At 72.2% G+C, this 18,882-nt stretch carries 8 protein-coding genes; 5 read left to right on the top strand and 3 right to left on the bottom strand.

Going from position 1 to position 18,882, the window contains the following annotated elements; translation table 11 throughout:
- Positions 1-57: 57 nt before the first annotated feature.
- The gene (locus tag ACTG9Q_RS27485; RefSeq protein ID WP_455575814.1) at positions 58-837 is read left to right on the top strand and encodes an SDR family NAD(P)-dependent oxidoreductase; all 780 of its coding nucleotides are present in this window, start codon (positions 58-60) and stop codon (positions 835-837) included.
- A 1-nt stretch (position 838) separates the two neighbouring features.
- On the opposite strand, the gene ACTG9Q_RS27480 is transcribed toward ACTG9Q_RS27485, so the two are convergent.
- A complete protein-coding gene (locus ACTG9Q_RS27480) occupies positions 839-1,465 on the bottom strand; it encodes a M23 family metallopeptidase (RefSeq protein WP_455575813.1) in 627 nt (208 codons plus the stop codon).
- 153 nt (positions 1,466-1,618) lie between these two features.
- Here ACTG9Q_RS27480 and ACTG9Q_RS27475 point away from each other — a divergent pair, with 153 nt between their 5' ends.
- The 3 genes from ACTG9Q_RS27475 (at position 1,619) to ACTG9Q_RS27465 (ending at position 14,776) form a co-directional block, all read left to right on the top strand.
- Positions 1,619-2,035: a hypothetical protein gene (locus ACTG9Q_RS27475; protein ID WP_455575812.1), complete on the top strand. Its 417-nt coding sequence runs from the start codon at positions 1,619-1,621 to the stop codon at positions 2,033-2,035.
- 207 nt (positions 2,036-2,242) lie between these two features.
- Positions 2,243-2,821 carry a type VII secretion system-associated protein gene (locus ACTG9Q_RS27470; RefSeq protein ID WP_455575890.1) on the top strand — a complete coding sequence of 193 codons (579 nt, stop codon included), beginning with the start codon at positions 2,243-2,245 and terminating at the stop codon, positions 2,819-2,821.
- A 15-nt stretch (positions 2,822-2,836) separates the two neighbouring features.
- A complete protein-coding gene (locus ACTG9Q_RS27465) occupies positions 2,837-14,776 on the top strand; it encodes a toxin glutamine deamidase domain-containing protein (protein WP_455575811.1) in 11,940 nt (3,979 codons plus the stop codon).
- Between the two features lie 69 nt (positions 14,777-14,845).
- Here the strand turns inward: ACTG9Q_RS27465 and ACTG9Q_RS27460 are convergent, their stop codons facing one another.
- The gene (locus tag ACTG9Q_RS27460) at positions 14,846-17,083 is read right to left on the bottom strand and encodes an NB-ARC domain-containing protein (protein WP_455575889.1); all 2,238 of its coding nucleotides are present in this window, start codon (positions 17,081-17,083) and stop codon (positions 14,846-14,848) included.
- Between the two features lie 861 nt (positions 17,084-17,944).
- On the opposite strand from ACTG9Q_RS27460, the gene ACTG9Q_RS27455 reads away from it, so the two are divergent.
- Positions 17,945-18,541 carry a hypothetical protein gene (locus ACTG9Q_RS27455; RefSeq protein WP_455575810.1) on the top strand — a complete coding sequence of 199 codons (597 nt, stop codon included), beginning with the start codon at positions 17,945-17,947 and terminating at the stop codon, positions 18,539-18,541.
- Between the two features lie 86 nt (positions 18,542-18,627).
- Here the strand turns inward: ACTG9Q_RS27455 and ACTG9Q_RS27450 are convergent, their stop codons facing one another.
- Positions 18,628-18,879, bottom strand: a complete 252-nt coding sequence (locus tag ACTG9Q_RS27450; RefSeq protein WP_455575809.1) for a hypothetical protein — start codon at positions 18,877-18,879, stop codon at positions 18,628-18,630.
- Positions 18,880-18,882: the final 3 nt, after the last annotated feature.

Here is an 18,882-nt window from a genome sequence, read left to right as displayed (position 1 = left end):
TACTCCGGTGTTGTTAGATGACCGCAAGCAGGTCGGCGTCACGGAGGAGGGCCCGCGATGACCAGGTACCGGGGCAAAGTCGTGATCGTCACCGGCGCGGCGGGCGCCATCGGGGTCGCCGTCGCCCGGCGGCTCGGCGGTGAGGGCGCCCGGCTCGTGCTCGTCGGCAGTGGCCGGACCCCGCTGGCGGAGGCCGAGGCCGCGGCCGGAGACGCCGAGGTCGCCACCGTCGAGGCCGACGTCGCCACCGCGGCGGGCGCGCGCGCCTACGTCGAGGCCGCCACCACCCGGTTCGGCCGGGTCGACGTGCTGGTCACCCTCGCCGCGGTCGAGGGCGACCTCGCGCCGCTGACCGACCAGGACGACGACGTCTTCGACCACGTCCTGCTCACCAACACCCGGTCTGTCTACTTGGGAATCAAACACGCCGCCCCCGTGATGATCGCGCAGGGCGGCGGGGTGATCGTCACCATGTCGTCGGCCACCGGTGTGATGGGAATGCCGCTGTTCGGGCCATATGTGGCGAGCAAGCACGCCGTGCTCGGCCTGACCAAGAGCGCGGCCTCCGAGCTCGGTCCGCACAACGTGCGGGTCGCGGCGGTGATGCCGGGCCCGATCGAGTCCCCGATGATGGACCGAGTGGAGCGGGGCGTCGCCCCCGTGCTCGGCTCGACGGAGGCGGTGCGGGAGGCCTACACCGCGATGGCCGCGAACCGGCGCTATGGCACGGTGGACGAGGTCGCCGCCGCGGTCGCCTTCGTCGGCAGCGACGACGCCGCCCACATGCACGGCACGTACCTGCGCGTCGACGGCGGCATGGCGGCCCTGTCCGCCTGAGTCACAACCCGATGCCGCGCTCGGCCAGCCACGGGCGCGGGTCGACTTTGCGATGACCGTCCACCCAGACCTCGAAGTGCAGGTGCGGCCCGGTGGACTGGCCGCGATTGCCCATCGTCGCGATGACATCCCCCGCCTGCACGCGGGCACCCGCGCCCGCGAGTATCTCGTGCACGTGTCCATAGACGGTGACTGTCCCGTCGTCGTGCCGGACCCGCACCCACAGCCCGAACCCGGTCGCGGGCCCGGCCTCCACGACGGTCCCGGCGGCGACTGAGCGGATCGGCGTGCCCACGGCGTTGGCGATGTCGACGCCGAGGTGGGTCGTCCCCCACCGCGCGCCGAAAGCGGAGGTGAAACGGCCCTCCGCGGGCAGGACGAACGCCGGGCGGCGCGTGTCGATGGACGCCGACGCCCGTCCTCCGACGTAGATGTGCGCCGTCCTCTCCCCGGACGTGCCGCCGTCGCGCTGCGGAACGACCGGCGCGGCCCGCACGGGCACGGTTTCGCGACCTGTGTCCTGGACCTCCCCGGGCACCCCCGCGAACGCGACTCCCACCCCGAGCACCGCCAACAGCACGGCCCCGGCCACCACCCCGCGCGGGCAGATGTCGTCCTCGGTTCTCACGGCGGTTCCCATCGTCGGTGGACGTTCACCGCGTGCACGGCGTCGCGCGGGCCCGGGTTCAACCGACCGGCTTCGCGATCCGCGGTGAACCCCTCCGGCCGCCCCGGCCGTGCTCGGGTTGTCGGACCACGAACCACCAGAGAGGACATCGAGATGAACCGAGTCAGCACTTGGGGCAAGCGCATCTTCGCGACGACGGCCGGTGTCGCGGCGGTCGCGGGTCTGCTCGTGACCGCGGGCGGCACCGCCTCCGCGGCCACGGCCAGGACCCAGTACGTCGGGCTGTGCGTCGACAGCCACATCAAGGCCACGGCCTCCATCCAGTTCGCCAGCGGGTTCTCCTCGTGGATCGTGACGCCCGGCTCGTGCTGGCGCTCCCAGGTCGTCCCCGGCACCACCATGCGACTGCGGGTGTCGTCCTACGACGGCAGGCAGGCCTCCCTCACCTCCTGGCAGAGCTTCCCGGCGAACGTGCACCCCTGCGGCCGCGGGTGGACCAGCAACGGCACTCCCCGGGGCGGGTTCGAGCAGCTCTCCGCCAGCCAGGTCGCCCTCTGCCACGCGCGCTGAGCGCACCGGACACAGGGGGGCTCGTCAACCGGCGAGGCCGCCCAACCCGGCAGTTCTCCGGCGACTGGCACAAACGTGGAGCGGGGTAGCGGGCGCTTCCGCCATCCCGCTCCACGGTGTCCAGGCGACTTCACTGACATGAACCCGTCCGGCCCACCCACCGTGTACGTGACGTAAGAAATTCCGGGAAGGAGCACCGTGGACACCATGGACACCTCAGGTGTCGGGGACACTGTGGACACCGAGGACGGTTCTCCACAGACCTGGCACGTCCTGGTCGACCCCGCATGGCTCCCCGGCTCTGACACCGACTCTCCACCACCGGAGCGGGTGGTGGGCGGATGGCCCCTGCGCGACGGGGTCCCAGGCAAGTTCCGCGCCAACCCCGCCCACGAGCCCGGCACCGACAGCCCAAGCGACCCCATCGACGCGGTGCTGCGCCTGATCCAGCGGGGCGAGGCAGAACCCGGTCAACTGCGGCCACTGCTGCGGGAGACCGTCTTCGAGGTCGCGGTCCATCCCGAGGGACACCTGCTGGTGACCGGCGCTCCCAACGGGGTCCCGTGCGTGGTGGCCGCGACCGCCCGCGTCCACCAGGACCGGACCGGCCTGGCCCACTGGCACCCCGCCGACCTCGGGGACCTGGCGGACGTCTTCGCCGACAGGGTCGGCCTGCTGCTCAACCCGGGCGCTCTGGCGGGCATCCGCCTCGAGGCGGACTTCCTCATCGACACGGCCCGCATGGGTGAGGACGAGGTCGTCGCGATCCGCTCGGCGGCCGGGTAGCCCGCCATGGCCATGATGATCCCTGACGATGTCAGGACCCTGTTCCAGATCCTCACCGGCGAGGAGTGGCCCGACGCGAACGAGGACCACCTCCGGGCGCTGGCCGCCGCGTGGGAGGAGGCGGGAACCTCGATCGGCGGTCTGCACGGCGCCCTGCGGAAGCTCGTGACGGCGGTGCGGGAAGGGTTCGACGGCGAGGCGGAGACGGCGTTCGCCGACCGGGTCGCGCCGTTCGTGGACAACGGGCACATGGCCGCCGCCGAGGAGCGCTTCCTCGCCCTAGCCGTGTTCCTGCGCAACCTCGCGCTGGACGTGGAGTACGTCAAGCTGGTCTCGGTGATCACGCTGGTCACCCTCGCCGCCGAGATCGCGTGGGCGACGGCGATGGCGTACTTCTCCGGGGGCGCCACCATGGCCTGGCTCGCCGGGCGCGTCGCCGCCGTCCGCACCATTCTCGACAGCCTCCTCGGCCGCCTGCTGGCCAACTTCGCCCAGGCCGCGGCTTTCGGCGTCGTCTTCCAGGTCGGCGTCGACGCGCTGGCCCAGTCGATCCAGTTCATCCGGGGCGACCGCGACTCCTGGAACACCCAGTACACCGTCAACGCCATCGGCGTGGGTCTGACCGGCGCGGTCATCGCCGCCCCGATCATGGCTGCGGGCAGGCAGGCCACCAAGTCGATCACCTCGGTCCTCGACACCGCACTCGGCCCGGCCGCGTGGCACAAGAAGGTGGTCGACGCCGTCGTGGACACCACCGTCGAGGGCGTCCAGGAGACCGCGGCGGAGACCCTGTACCAGGGCATCACCACCGGCGAGTGGACGGTCAACCCGTACTCCTTCACCTCCGGGGCCGTCTCCGGTCTGGCGGGCATCGGCGGCACCGCCTTCGGCTTCCACCTCCTCGGGAAGTTCCCCCGCTCCCCCCTGTCCGACCGGCCCCCGGCCTACACCGACGACCGCCCACCCGCCTACACCGAAACCATCCCAGGGCCCCACCTGCCACCCGCGGTCCCCCCGATCCGCCCAGGCGAGAACCCGCCCGGCTACACCGAGACCGACCCGTCTTCGTCTATTGTGGACAACAATCTCCCCGTGGACAGCCAGACCGCCACACTTCCAGGGGAACACGACGTCACCATGCCCGTCGGACACGAGTCGACCGCGGTCCCGGTCTTCGCCCAGCCCATCGCACAGCCGAAAAACACCGTCGCGGACCCCTCGCCCACCGGACACCCGAAGAACCCCGCCACACCCCGCGGCGGGGAGTCCCACACCAGCCGACCCTCGACCACCGCGGACCCCGCCACCCCGACACACACCACCCCAATCCAGCACACCCCCGTCCAGCACACCCAGTCCGACCCCGGAACGACCTCGCCACACCGGCAGGACACCGGCCAAACCGCGGAAAACCCCACCCCCACGGCGGCACCCGCCGCCACCAAACCCGCCACCACCCCGACGCAGCCACCGTTCCAGACAGCCCTCACCACCACTTCTCACCCCACACCGACCCCATCCACCCCCCAGGCAACCACCCCCACGACACCTGCCCCCTCCACAGCAACCTCCACAGCGACGTCCCCCTCGTCCACTTCGGCCTCCTCCACGTCACCCCCCACGTCCGCGACCGTCGCCGCCAGCGCGTCCACGGCCACCTCCACCCCGAACACCGTCGCGTCCCCCTCCACCGCGTCCCCCTCCGCCGCGTCCTCATCCACCACGCCCTCATCCACCGCCACGAGCCAGTCCACCGCCTCAACCGCCGCCAAGGGCGGAATCCCGTCGACGGTCCCCACCGCCACCGCCACGACCTCGCCAACCACCCCGTCCCCGAGCCTGGACACCACCCGCCAGGCGACCGCGCAAGCACAGGCAGGCGCCTCCAGCGGTGTCCGCGGTCCTGCCGCGCCACGGACCGGGGCAGGCGCCCGACGTGGCGCGAAGCGCCCACGGCCGGACGACCCGGAGAACGGGACCCCGGACGGCGGCGAGCGGACCTCCGCCCCGGAGCCGGAACGGTTGCTGCCGCCCACCGGGCCAGAAACCGGCGCCCTCCTGGCCCGTGTCCCCCAGGGCAAGCGCTTCACCGACCCCCGGGCCTGGCACGACAAAGTCAACGGCGCCCCCGGGCAGCCGGGCCGCGACACCAACTGCGTCGACGTCGCCCTCGCCGTGCACCAGACCTACGCCCTGGGCAAGCCCCGGGTCGCGGGGCGGGCCGTGCCCAGGTCCGGCACGCCCACCCGGCGCAACCCGACGGGCCAGCTCACGAAGGCCGCCGAGACGCTGGGCCACGACTGGGAACTCATCGGCGACGGCCGCACCGGTCTGGCCGCCCTGATCACCCGGCTGGGCGCCGCGGGCCACGGGGCCTCGGCGCTGGTCACCGGTGTCACGCCGGGCGACCCCGACGGCGCCCACACGGCCAACCTCGTCAACCACGACGGCGTCGTCCTGCTCGTCGACGCCCAGAACGGTCTCGCCGCGGAGGTCACCCCCGACGACGTCCCCGCGGTGCCGAACCCCGCCGAGCCGGACTTCCTGAGCCGGGCGGCGGGGTGGGAGCGCCTGCACACCATCGCCTTCGACCCGACCGGCCGCCACATCTCCCTCGGCACGACGGTCCCGGGAGGACCGTCCACAAGGACCTTCCCGGCCGGGTACGTCACGGACTCCGCGGGAGCCCCGCCCGCGGCCACATCGCAGCAGGCGCAGGTGACGGGCCACGGCCTCACCGGTCTGCTGGCAGTCGCCCGGCACGTGGCCGGACGGGGGTTCGGAGCGCGGGTGCTGGTGACCGGACGCGGGATGGGCGGTGAGCCGCGCGAGTGGATCGCGGTGCGGGTGCGGGGTCGGGAAGGCGTCGTGTTCCTCGACCCGGAGACCTACGCGGAAGTGGACGTGACGGCGGCGGCCGTGGGCCTGGGCGAGGTGCGGATGTCCCTGCTTCCACCCGCCGTCCGCGCGGTGCCCGGCCTCACGGTTCCGGGGACGACCGCGTTCACCGAGACCTCGCACACCCCCGGGGCGTCCGCCGGGGCCGCCGTGGTCATGGCGCTCCCGCCCAACGGGGGGCGGTTGCGGTTCCCCCAGCCCGACCCGGCGTGGCTGGGCGCGGTGAACGCCGTCAACGACCGTAGCGGGAACGCCAACGCGGGGGACTCGGCGTGGGCGTTCCACGACATCTGGTTCGAGTGGCCGCGAGCCGCGGGCAGACCCCACCCTCGGGGGACGGGCGCGCCGTCGGAGCGGGCCGAACGGTACCCGCTCGGGTACGCGGGCCGGGGCGCGACGGGCATGGGCGAGGTCGCCTGGCAGGTGCTCACAGCCGGGCACGGCGCGGCCGCGGTCGTCGTCCACACCGACGGCGGCGGACGCGACCATGCCTGGAACGTCGTCAACCACAACAACACCGTCTACTGGGTCAACGCCCAGACCGGGACCGTGGACGTCCTCGACCCCACGACGGGGACGAGTCCCGGCTCCGACACCGGCGCGCTCGGCCACATCTGGGCGCTGCTGGTCGACGACACCAACAAGCCCGTGCCGTTCGGCACGGACCAGCCGGACGACACCACCCCCACGACCGGCCGGACAATCCCGCGGGCACACGGCCTGCTCGGCACGGACCCCTCGATCCCGCTGGTCGTGCCGGTGCCGGGCAACGGCGGCCCGTCATCGTCCGCGCCCCCTCCCGCCAGGCCGCCGCAGGCTCCCGAGCCCCCGCCCGTCATGGTCAACGGACAGCAGACGCGGGTCGAACTCCAGTGGACCGAGATCCGCACGACCACGCGGGACCTCCACGCCATCGACCTCTCCGGAAGCCAGTGGGTCGGGGACAGGGTCCAGTGGATCACCCCGCTCGCCGAACGCGTGCTCGAGGAACGCGGCAAGGGATCGCTGGACAAATCCCCGGCGGAGAAGGACAACATCCTCCAGATGGAGGTCCAGGCGCCGTGGGTGGACGCGCTCGACCCGGGCCGGACCCGGCCGCTGCGGCTCTACCTGGAGAAGGGGCCCGACGGCCGCTACCTGGTCGCCACCACCGGCCACGGCACGGTCGAGATGACGGCTGAGCAGCTCGCGGCCTACCTGCTCGCCCACCCCGGCTTCGCCGCGGCGACCGGAGGCCCCGTCCGCCCGCCCCTGGTCGTGATCACCCGCGAACCCCCGAAGCCCGCAGCGGCCGCCCCGGCGGCCAGCCCGGCGGGCGTCGACGCCATGGACGTCGACAGCACGCCCTCCACCGCGACCCCGGACGACGCCGCGAGCATCGTGTCTCCCGACGTCGAGCCGAACGTGGCGCTCATCGACGCGCTGAGCGGGAACGGGTCCAAATGGGACGCCTACCACTACTCCGGCGAAGTGGGGATGCGCGTGGAGGGGGTGCTGGTGTTCCGCGGGGACACCTGGGAGGGGATTCTCCAGCGGAGGGTGCGCCGCGACGAAGTCGAGCGCGTCACCACCGGGTCGACCCTCGCGTTCCCATCCGGTGACGGGCCGTGGTCCCAGGAGGCCCTGACGGACCTCGCGGCGGCACTCGACACGAGCCCGACGCACCCCGGGCTGCCGGGTGGCGCGAGGCCGCTGTACGTGATCATCCCCGGGGACGGCCACACCGTCCGGATCACCACGACCGACGGCCGGACCGTCGAGGTGGACGGCTCCTGGTTCTACGGCGCGATCTTCAACCACCCCGCGTTCGACGAGGTCAAGTCCGGGAGCAGGCCGCTGGTCGTGCTGACGCCTTCCGGGGCCGACGGAACGGGGCTGGGCAAGGTCGCCGCCGACTTCGTGAAGGACATGCGCGAGGTCTTCCACATGCCCATCCACATCCAGGTGGGTGCGAAGCCCCCGGCGGAGGCCCTGGCGGACCCGACCACCGAATTTCGCGCCGTCGCCGGGTGGCAGGGCGGCGGGCTCCGCTTCGCCAAGGCGTCCGACTCCGACTCGATCACCCGTGCCGTCGCGCTCCGGTCGCCCGGCGACGAGAAGTTCATCCGCTTCCTCCCCCAGTGGACCGCGGCAACCGACCCCACCAAGTTGGGCACCACCGCCGTCTCGGCGCACCACCTCGCGGACACGCCCTTCAAGGAGACGGAAAACCCGCCGGTCTTCGTCTTCGTCCGCAGGAAGGACGGGAAATACCTGATTCAGGACCGCGACAAGGTCGAGTACGCGGTCGACGCGGACGAACTGTTCGCGGAACTGCGCGACGCGGGCCTGTTCAACCAGGTCTTCGACGACCACGACACCAGCCCGACGGACAAGCCCGGCGGCCACGAACCGGCCATCCTGTTCATCCCCGTCGACGAGTACGCGCCGGACGACAGCGCGGCGGCCGACGGTGAGGTGTCCGACGACGAGATGTCCGACTACGAACTCTCCGCGGGACCCGGCGGCGGGGACGAATCGGCGTACATCGGCGTCATGACCAGCAGGGGCGGTTTCGCCGACGCCGAGAAGCTCAGGAGCGCGGTGAAGGGCGCGGGCTACCACCGGACGGTCTTCTGGCCGTCCGGGTGGTTCCAGATCGTGCCCGGCGGCACGCTGGTGAGCGCCACGGGGGCGTTCCCGTCGCTGAAACCGCCGAGGATCACCGTCGACGACGTTCTGCGGTACCCGGCCGAGAGCGCGAAGCGCGGAACGATCGGGGAGTACCTGCCGACGCAGGACTTCGACACGGTGTCGTTCCCCCACGCGAGTTGGGCCAACACCCGCAACAGCCACCGGTTCTACGTCGTGCAGCACGAGCGGAAGCTCGACGACGGCCAGGTGCTGGTCCAGCAGGTCCTCGCCCTCAGCCCGGTCCACGAGGAGCGGCGGTGGCACGCCGGGGCGCACGGGCACCCCAGCGGTCTGGGAGCGAGCCTGATCGCGCCGGGCGGCAAGGCGGGCGACCGGGTCGAGCTGTCCGGCCCGTCGGCCGTGGAGGCCTTCTCCAGCGAGACCTACCGGAAGGCGCACCCGGGCGCCGCCGCGCCGCTTCTGCTGGAGGTCTGCTCGAGCAACAAGCCGGTCAAGGGCGCGGGCACGCCCTCGCAGGCCGACCGGCTGCACGGGATGTGGAACGTGCGCCACTCGGACAAGCCGGTGCCGAAGACGGCGGGCGCCTCGGAAGTCCTCATGGTCTGGGACCAGAGCCACACCTACGAGGTCGACGCGGGCGGCACGCTGGACACGGTCAAGCCGCCCGGCGCTCCCCGGGACCACCCGATCTGGCTGGGCAACCTGGCGGCCGACGCCGTCCCCGGCGCGCGGGCGCGGTTCAACCCGGACCCCGCGGGCACGTCGCTGGCGGACGTCAAGGAGTTCGCGGCCACCGTCACCCTCGCCGCGCAGGCGGCCGCTTGGCGGACCATGCGGGGCACCCCCCTGCCCGCCATCACCCTCACCTTCCCCGCGGGCCCGGTCTCCCAGACCAGGCAGACCGTCCTCGGCGCGCTGTTCCACCGGGTCTTCCTCAGCGAAGCGGCGAAGCTGGCGCGCTACGGCCTGCCGTTCGACCCCGCCAGCGTGTCGGTCACGGCGGTGCAGTCCCCCGACGTCCCCGCCGACGAGGTGGCGATCACCGTCGACGTCACCCCCGTCCACACCGACGCGCACACCGTCCAGCACGGCGACATGTACGACGTCGCCGCCCTGTTCGGCCAGCCGGGCGAGGACGACCCGCCGCCGATGGCGGTGACGGGCAAGGTCCCGTCGAGGGCGCGGCTGCGGGAGTGGATCAAGGAGCCCGCCAGCCCCGACGCGGACGACGCGGGCACGACCGGCGCGGGTCCGGCGGGCGCGGGTCCGGCGGGCGCGAGCCAGTCGGCACCCGGCGGGCAACCCGCACCCGGCGGGCAAACGCGTGGAAAGGCCCTTTCCGGGAGTTCCACCACGGGCGCGCCCCCGGGCCCGGCGCCGCGCCCGACCACCGCGCCCGGCGACCCGGTCGGCATCCCGTCGGAGTTGGGCCGCCGTGGACCCGAGGCCCAGGGTGCGGCGCCGGTCCAGGCGCCGCCCGCCCCGACGGTCCCCGGGCTCTCGGTGCCGGGCTGGACCGAGTTCACCGAGTCCCCGCGCGACCCGGGACCGGACGCGGCGCTCGGGGTGACGATGGCGTTGCCCACCAACGGCGGACACCTGCGGTTCGCCCAACCCGAACCAGGATGGGTGCACGCGGTGAACGCCGGAGCCGCGGGCCGCGACGCCAACGCCGGGGACGCGGCGTGGGCGTTCCACGACACGTGGTTCGGCAGGCCGCGGGCGGCGGGGAGACCGCACCCGGCGGACACCGACCCGCCGTCCCGGCGCGCCGCGCGCCATCCGCTCGCCTACGTGGGAGCGGGACCGGCGGGCATGGGCGCGCTGGCCCGCCACCTGCTCGACGCGGGCCACGGCGCGGCCGCGGTCGTGACCCACATCGGCGAGAGCCGCCGCCCGCAAGCCTGGAACCTGGTGAACCACAACGGCACCGTGCACTGGGTCAACGCCCAGACCGGGGCCCTGGAGACCCTAGACCCGGCGACCGGGGTCGGGCAGCGCTCCGGCGCGCGCGCGACCGGCGAGGTCTGGGCACTCGCGGTCGACGGCGCCCACACCCCGCTGCCGGTGGGCCCGCCCCTCGCCGACCTGATGGACATCGACACCGGGCCCACCGGTCGGGACGCCCCGGCGGGGCCGGTGTCGGATTCGCACGACCGGACCCAGCCGCTGTCCAGAATGGATGACGCCGCCCGGTTCCCCGCGGCATGGGGCAAGGGGAAGGCGCCGGTGGAGCGGTTGCGGCAGCAGGCCGCCCGGATCGTGTCGTCGGCGGTCGGGTCCGCCGGGGCCGCCGACACAGTGGTCTCGGCGATGGTGGAGCTGGTCGCCTACCGCCTGCACCAGATCGAGAGCGGGCACCTCCCCGCGGACCACACCGCCGAGGCGCTGGCCGCCGTCCTCGTCGCCGAGCACAACGCCGCGACCACGCCTGTCGATCAGCCCGCGGCCCTGTCCAGCGGCCGGCCCGCGCCGGTCGCCGAGGCGCCCGCGGTCACCGTCGGCGGGCAGCAGGTGGTCGTCGACCCCGTGTGGACCAGGATCGCCAACACCGAGGGCGCCGACCACGGGTTCGACCTCACCGGGGACCAGTGGGCGGCGGATGCCGTGCACTGGATCACCCCGCACGCCGAGGGCGTGGTGGAGCAGCGCGAGAGCGGGCCGGTGAGCGCGCCCGCCGACGCCAAGACCCAGACGGAGGTCCGGGCGCCGTGGGCGCGCGGGCCTGGGGCGGACGGGACCCGGCCGGTCCGGCTCTTCCTGCGGGTGGCCGCGGACGGGCGGTTCGAGGTCGCCACCCGCGGCCACGGGACCGTCCTGATGACACCCGAACAGCTCGCCGGGTACATCGCCGCCAGTCCCGAATTCGCCGCGGCGACCGCGGGCGCGGTGCGACCCGCCGTCATCGTCGTCACCCGCACCGGCGCCAACCCGCCCGCGGACAACAAGCACAACACCAGGCTCATCACCGCCCTCGACCAGCGCCTCGGCCCGTCGGAGGCCTACCACTACTCCGGCGACGTCGCCATGCGCCCCGAGGGTGTGCTGGTGTTCAGCCAGTACTCGTGGATGCTTGTCGAGCACCGTCCACTCCCGACAGGGTCGGTCGAGTCGGTCGTCGGGGACGACATCATGGCGTTCCCGACGGACCGTCCCGGCTGGACGCGGCCGGAGCTGGACGCCTTGGCGGACAGCCTGAGTGGCGACGCGGAACCGGACGGCCCCTGGGGCGACGGCAAACCGTTCTACATCGTCGTCCCCGAGGGCTTCGCCGGGGTCGACGGCGAATGGTTCTACCGCGCCCTGCGCGACCACCGCCTGCTCGCCGGGCTGGGCAGGTCGGGCCGCCCGATCGTCTTCCTGTCCCCGTCCGACGGACCGCGGCCGGGCAAGGTCGCGATGGACTTCGCGAAGAAGTTGCGAGAGGGCTTCTCCATGCCCGTCTACCTGCAGACCGGGCCGGAAAGCCCCGCCGAGGCAGTGGCGAGAGCGGGTTCCAGTGGCAGTTCCCCGAACGGCGGTTTCGAGAAGATCGAAAGCTGGCAGGCGGGCGGGATCGCCGCCAGAGTGGCCGAAGACGAAGACGGTTTTCCCCGGTCGTTCGTGCTCCGCTCCCCTGGCGACGACACGTTCGCGCGCCACATCGCCCGGTGGTCGAAGGCAGGCACCAAGGAGAGCCTGGGCAGTATCGCCGTCGACGGGACAGCGCCCGTGGACACGCCGTGGAAAGACGCCGCTGTCCCGCCGGTCTTCTTCTTCGTCCGCAGGGTGAACGGCGAGTACCTCGTCCAGGACCACGACGGCAGGACACACCTCGTGGACGCGAAGGGGTTGGTCGCCACCCTGCGCGCCAAGGGCGCGTTCAAGACCATGCTGTCGGAGCACGGCGGGAACGCCACCACGTCCGCGGCCGGTCACGAGCCGTCCGTGGTGTTCGTCCCCGTCGACTACATGTTCCACGACGACCCCGCCGCTTCCGACGTTCCGATGTCCGACGATTCGATGTCTGACGGCCAGTTGTCCGATGACGATGACTTGTCCGGCGGCGACTCGTCCGACGACGGCGGCGGGACCACCGACGGCGTATCCGCCGACGGCATGTCGGCCGTCGCCATGGCCAGCGCGGGCGGCCTGCCCGCCGCCGACGTCCGGGAGATCGCCAACGGGATCAAGGCCGAGGGCTTCTACCGCACCACGCACTGGCCCGAGGGGTGGTTCCGGACCATGCCCGACGGCACGGTGGCGAGCCTGACCGGGGCCTTCGCCACCCAGGGGCCCCCGAAGCTCACCGCGGACGACGTGGTCCGCCACCCGTACACCAGCGCCGCCACAGGGGTCTTCGGCGAGTTCACGCCCTCCCAGGACTTCGACTCGGTGGTGTTCGCCCACTCCGCGTGGGCGGCCACCAAGAACAGCAACCGGTACTACATGGTCACGACGTCGACGTGGAAGGACGGCAGCGGCGTCGAGCGGAGCACCAGCATTCCCGTGCTCAGCCCGATCGCGGGAGGCAAGTGGTGGTACATCGGGGCGCACGGCGCGCGCGACGGCTACAGCGTGACCATGAAAGCCCCCGACGGCGAGGCGGGCGACCGCGTCGACGTGCCCGGCGAGGAGGGCGCCGCGATCTTCTACGGCAGCGCCCTCTACCAAAGGGAGCACCCGCTGGAGGGGCCGTCGCTGGTGATGGAGATGTGCGCCGTCGACCAGGCGTCCTCTCGTCCGGGCGCCCCCACATCGGCCTACCTGATCCAGCAGGGCTGGAACACCGACAACCCGGACAAGCCCGTGAAGAAGTCGGTCGGCGCCTCGGCCGACCTCATCGTGCAGCCCGAGACCCAGACCTACTCCGTCGTCGACGGCGGGACGCTCAACGAGATCCGGCCGGGTGGCGGGACCGACGCCACGATCCCCCTGGCGGCCTTGGCGGCCAACCAGGTCCCTGGCAGCCGGGTGCGGTTCGGCCAGGGGACCGCCGACCTGCCCTCATCCGATGTCGCCGCGCTGCTGGCACTGGCCCAGCGCACGGCCCTGGTGGCCGCGTGGCGGACCATGCGCGGCACCCCGGGGCCCTCGGTCACCGTCACGTTCCCCTCGGCGGGACACGCGTCGCAGGAGCGGGTGGACGCCCTCATGACGGTCTTCACCGCGGGTCTGCGAGCCGAGGCCGAGCGGATGGCGCGGCACGACCTGCCGTTCGATCCGGCGGCGATCCCGGTCCGCTTCCAGTCCCGGACCGAAGGCGTCCCGACCGACGAGGTCGCTCTCGACGTCGCGGTGACCCCGATCCCCGGCGACCTGCACACCGTCTGGCACGGGACGACAGTCGAGATCGCCGCCCTGTTCGGCACGCCGGGCGAAGATGTGCCGCCGCCGATGGCAGTGGCGGGACGGAAACCGCCCGTCCTGCGGATGAGGCACGGCCGTCCCGACGCCGGGACCAGGTCATCCACAACAGGCACAGCGGCGTCCGCGCTGGTGGACGGCCGTCGCGGGCGGGCGGACCTGACCCCGGCCGTGGAGCAGGCGTTCACCGAGAAGCCCGCCGCACCCGACCCGGACCAGGCGGTGCCGATCACCACCGCCGTCCGCCCCGGGCAGCGGTTCACCCACCCGGACCGGTTCGCGCGCCTGGTCAACCCCCAGGCACCGAAAAACCGGCACCGGGTCAACCAGGGCGACGCCGCCGTGGCCTTCGCCGACACCTGGTTCGGCACGCCCCGCGCGGCGGGCACCCCGACGGACCCCGACTCCCCCGGCAGGCGGATGCTGGCGCACGGCCTCCGTTTCGCGGGCACGGGCCGCACGGCGCTGCGCGAGGTGGTCGCCGCGGTCCGCCGCGCCGGTCCGGGCGCGGCCGCGATCCTGGTCAACTACCCCGAGAACGGCTTGGCCGCCCGCGGGCACGGTGCCGCGTGGAACGTGGTGAACCACGACGGGACTGTGTTGGTGGTCAACCCGAGGACGGGCCAGATCGTGTCAGCGGGGGGTGAGGAGGCGTCGGCCGCGGTCATGCCCGGTCGTGTCCACGCCGTGGTGGTCGGTCCGGACGGCGCGCGAGTCGGCGGCGCGGACATCCCCTCCGCCTTGGGCCGCCGCGGCGCACCCGCCGCGGAGCGGGCCCGCTCCGGGGACGAGGAGACAGCCGCGTCCCTGCGGCGCTGGTCGGCCGAGACCGTCCGCGTCCGCGCCGAACTGACCGCCGGGCGCCCCAGCGACCTGGACGGCGTCCGACTGACCCCCGCGCGGGAAGCCGTCCTGGCGTCCGGCCCGAACCTCACAGCCACCGACGCCGCCACCACCGCGACCCGGCTGGGCCTGCCGGTCGTCGCCCTCGTCGTCGGGCCGGACGCGGAGGAACCCCGGGAGTACTGGTTCCCCCCGAAGGGACGCCCGCTACCGAGAAAAGTCGAAGAACTCTAGGCCGTGTCCGCGGGAGCGGCGGGACCGAGCTTGAACCGCACGGCCCCGCCGCTGCCAAGGCTTTCCGCTTCAGTCGGGCAACAGGGCCAGTTCGGCCGACGCGCGTTCGCGGTCCTCCCGGTGGGCGGGGTCGTCGAAGAGGCCGACTGCCAGAGACAGGCAGGTCCGGGCTTGTCCGTGGTCCCCGGCGTTGCGCCACGCGACGCCCTCGGCCAGGGCCAGCTCGGCCACGCTGCGGTAACCCGGCTGCTCCGCGGCGACCAGCGTCGCCGCGCCGCGGTAGTGGCGGGCCGCCTCCGCCCAGCGACCCACGCCCGCGAGGCAGTCCCCGACGTGCATCAGCGCCAGCGCCCGCACCTTCTTCTCCGCCTCCTCGTTCGTCTGGCCCTGGCGGTCGACCACCTCGCGCAGCAACGCACTGTGGACTTCCAGCGCCTCCTCGAACCGGCCCACCGTTTGCAGCGCACCGCCGTAGGAGAGCGACGACCAGAACCTGTACGCGAAGAAGTCGTAGTCCGCCGACATCTTGTAAGCCCACAGGGCCAGCGGCAACCCTTCCTCGACCCTGCCGGACAGCACCAGGAGGAACCCGACGGCCGAGGACGCGATGGTCGCCCTGAGGCGGTTGCCGGTCTCCTCTGCGAGCGCCAGTGCCTCGCGCAGCGTGGCCAAACCACGTGCGGCGTCGGTGCGGCTCCAGAACAGCGACGATCCCACGTGCGTCAACAGCAGGATCTCCGCGTCAGAGTCGCCGAGTGCGCGGGCCGCACGGACGCCGTTCCAGAAGACCTCGTCCCAGCGGTGCCGCGACTCACGACCGATGTAGTAGTAGTGCACGCCCTTGGTGAAGTCGACCACCTCGCGGTGCCAGCCCAGGTCCGCGGCCTCGGCTTGGACCGCCAGCCAGTTGGTCGCGCCGTGGTCGAGCCACTCCCGCGCCTCGTCGTGTGCCTGGAAAGGGCTGTCGGCAGGCACCGTCGACGGACCGGGGAAGAACAGGTTCCCCGCAGCAGCGCCCTTGGTCAGGATATGGGTGTAAAGGCGGCGGCGGAGATCGTCCCGGACCTGTCCGTCCTCTTCCGAGGCCAGGCGTTCCCGGGCGAAAAGGCGGATGAGGTCGTGGAACTGCAAGCCGTTGACCCCGGAGGTGACGGTGAGCAGGGACGCCTCCACCAGCTCGTCCAGGGCCGGGTCGACCTGGTCCGCGGGCATGCCCGCGGCGACGGCGGCGAGGTCGTCGTCGAAGTGGGACCCGGGGATGAGCGCGAGTCGGCGGAACATCGTCTGCGCTGTGGTGGACAACCGCCGCAGCGACACTTCGAACACCGACCGCAGCCGCAGGTCACCGATCGCCAGGGAGTCCAGCCGCCGGTGTTCGTCGCGCAACCGCCGGGCGAGCTGGGCGAACGAGCCCGGCCCACGGGTCGCCACCAGGTTGCCGACGATCCGCACCGCCAACGGCAGGCCGCCGCACAACGCCACGACCTCCTCCGCCTCCTCCGCCTCCCCGCGCACCACCTCGGCGCCGACGACGGCAGCCAGGAAGTCGACCGCGCTCTCGTCGGACAACACGTCCAGGGTCAGCCACCGCGCCGCCTCCAACCCGGCCAGCACCCGACGGCAGGTCACGATCGTCAGGCAGCCCGCCCCTCCACCCAACAACGGCCTGACCTGCGCTTCGTCGGCGGCGTTGTCCAGGATGACGAGCATCCGCCGGTCCCGCAGCAGCGTGCGGAACAGCGAACCGCGGTCGTGTTCGCCCGCCGGGACCCGGCTGGTCGGCACCCCCAGCGCGGTCAGCATCCGCTCCAGCACGGACGCGGGAGGCAGCGGATGGTCGTCGACACCGCGCAAGTCGAGCGCCAGGCACCCGTCCGGGAACCGGGCGGCCAGCCGTTCGGCGGCCACGACGACCAGCGAGGTCTTCCCCACCCCGGGAGGCCCGACCACCACCACCACTCCGCCTGCCTCGGCCTCGTGGGCCAGCCACCCCAGCTCGGCCTCCCTGCCCACCAGCACCGGCACGACGGGCAACCCGTTCAGCACGGCCCCGCCCCCCGTCCGGGGCGAGCGCCTGCGCCCTTCCCTCGCCAACAGGACGAACGCCTCCCGCGAGTGCCCGACCAGTCCGAGCGCGTCCGCCAGCACCTCCGCCGACCGCTCCTGCGCCGCGACGGACCTGCCCCGCTCCAGGTTACGCAACGCCCGCACGCTCATCCCTGACGTCTCGGCCAACTCCGCCTGCGTCAACCCCTGTGCCGTCCGGTACCGGAGCAGACACTGCCCGAACGACCGGTTGACGGCCACATCAGACAGACCAGTCACCGCACGTTCCCCTTCCGCCGCTTCATTTCGAGATCAAGTCAAGTCCACTTTAACAACCGCAGGTGCTGATGGGGTTCGTCAACGAGCAGTGCAACTCAGGGTTGAGGAGGAGTTATTCGCGTCCGGCGGCAGGCGGCCGTCGAAGGCGATTGAAAGCATTCAGTGGGGGCTTCCAGCGCATGATCCAGCGTTCGCGGCCTGTGCCGATCGGGTCCAGGCTCATCACCGCGAGACAGGCGCACTTTGAGCACGGCCTGCTCGTCGCTGGAGGGGAAGCCGACCTTGCTGGGCACCGGCCTCTTCGGCCTCTATCTGGCCTGGCGACGGCTTCACGCGTTTCCGCAGGTCGGCCTGGCTTCCTCACGAGATCGACGGGCGCGGCAGGTACTCGGGCGAGGCCGGGCCTCAGGGCAGGTGTCGAAGTACGGCCCGCGGTTGACACCGCCACCATCCACAGTGGACATTACCGAGCGGACCCAGCCGAGCCCGTTGGCATTGTAGTTCCAGATCTACGGGCCACCCGATGATCCGCCGCCGAAATCACAACCAATCTTCGAACGGTCGTCCCAGATGCTGCTGTCGGTGGCAACGCCCCAGCAGGCCACATCTGGTTCCCGCCGTCGCGGTTGCTCGGGTACCCGAAGATCGACACGTCGAACTCGGTGCCGCCGTTGTAGGCCAGACCGTGCCCGCCGACGGCGTTGACGACCGCCGTGTCACCCGGCAGCCGCACCGGCGCCAGTGAGCCGCTGGTGCTCAGGTCGGAACCGGCCACACGCGCCTGGATTCGCTTGAGCAAATAGCTCCGTGTCGTTTCGGCGGGTCCAGGCTTAGTTTCGGGCGGTGGCAAACGAACTGATGATTCCGCTCCTGCCCTGTCGAGACATCGATGAGATGGCGTCCTTCTACGAGATGCTCGGCTTCTCGCCCACCTATCGGCAGACGCGGCCGAACCCGTACATCGCCTTGCAGCGCGAGGACATCAACCTGCACTTCTACGGAATGGATGGCCACGTTCCGGAGCAGTCGCACAGCACGTGCCTGATCATCGTGCAGGACACCGGGCCGTTGTTCGAGGCGTTCGCGGCGGGGATGCGCGCTGTGCACGGGAAGGTGCTCATCTCCGGCATACCGCGCATGACCAGGCCTCGGCTGCGCAACGACCGGTACACCGGGTTCACCGTCGTCGATCCGGGTGGCAACTGGATCCGGATCAACAAGTCCGCCCAGGAACCCGAGGCGCGCACCAAGCTCGCGAAAGCCATGGAGAACGCGGCACGGCTGGCGGACGCGAAGGGCGACGAACAGCAAGCGTTGAGAATCCTCGAAGGCGCGCTCAAGCGGACCGACGGCTCCGAACCGGAACTGCGGGACGCTCAGGCATACCGCGACGAGCTGGTCGAGCGAATCGCCGGGTCTGGGCCTCGTCCGGGCGCTTGAGGGCGCAGGCTCGCGGTGGATGGTGGGGCGGTGCGTGTTGTTGCACCACCCCACCGCCTCTGTCACCAGGCGCTGGATGAACCGCCTTAAGGTGTGTCTGGGCCGAGTGGGGAGAAGACCTTCCGTTGCAGGAAGTCTCGTCTGTCGGTGTCGAAGGAGGCTCCCAGTTGTCCGCCTGGGGACCAGGGGTCTTCGACGTGGACGTTGTGCCAGTACTGGTATTCGAGTTGGGCCATTCTGCGGCCTGCCCACGAGTCGACCGGCAGGTTGTAGAGCGCCTTGGCCTCGGGTGAGTTGAACACGCGGCCGATCTTCTCCTGGCCGTAGTTGCCGAACACGAG

It is taken from the genome of Actinokineospora lacus, from assembly GCF_053813445.1.
This window is presented reverse-complemented; position numbering and strand designations above follow the sequence as displayed.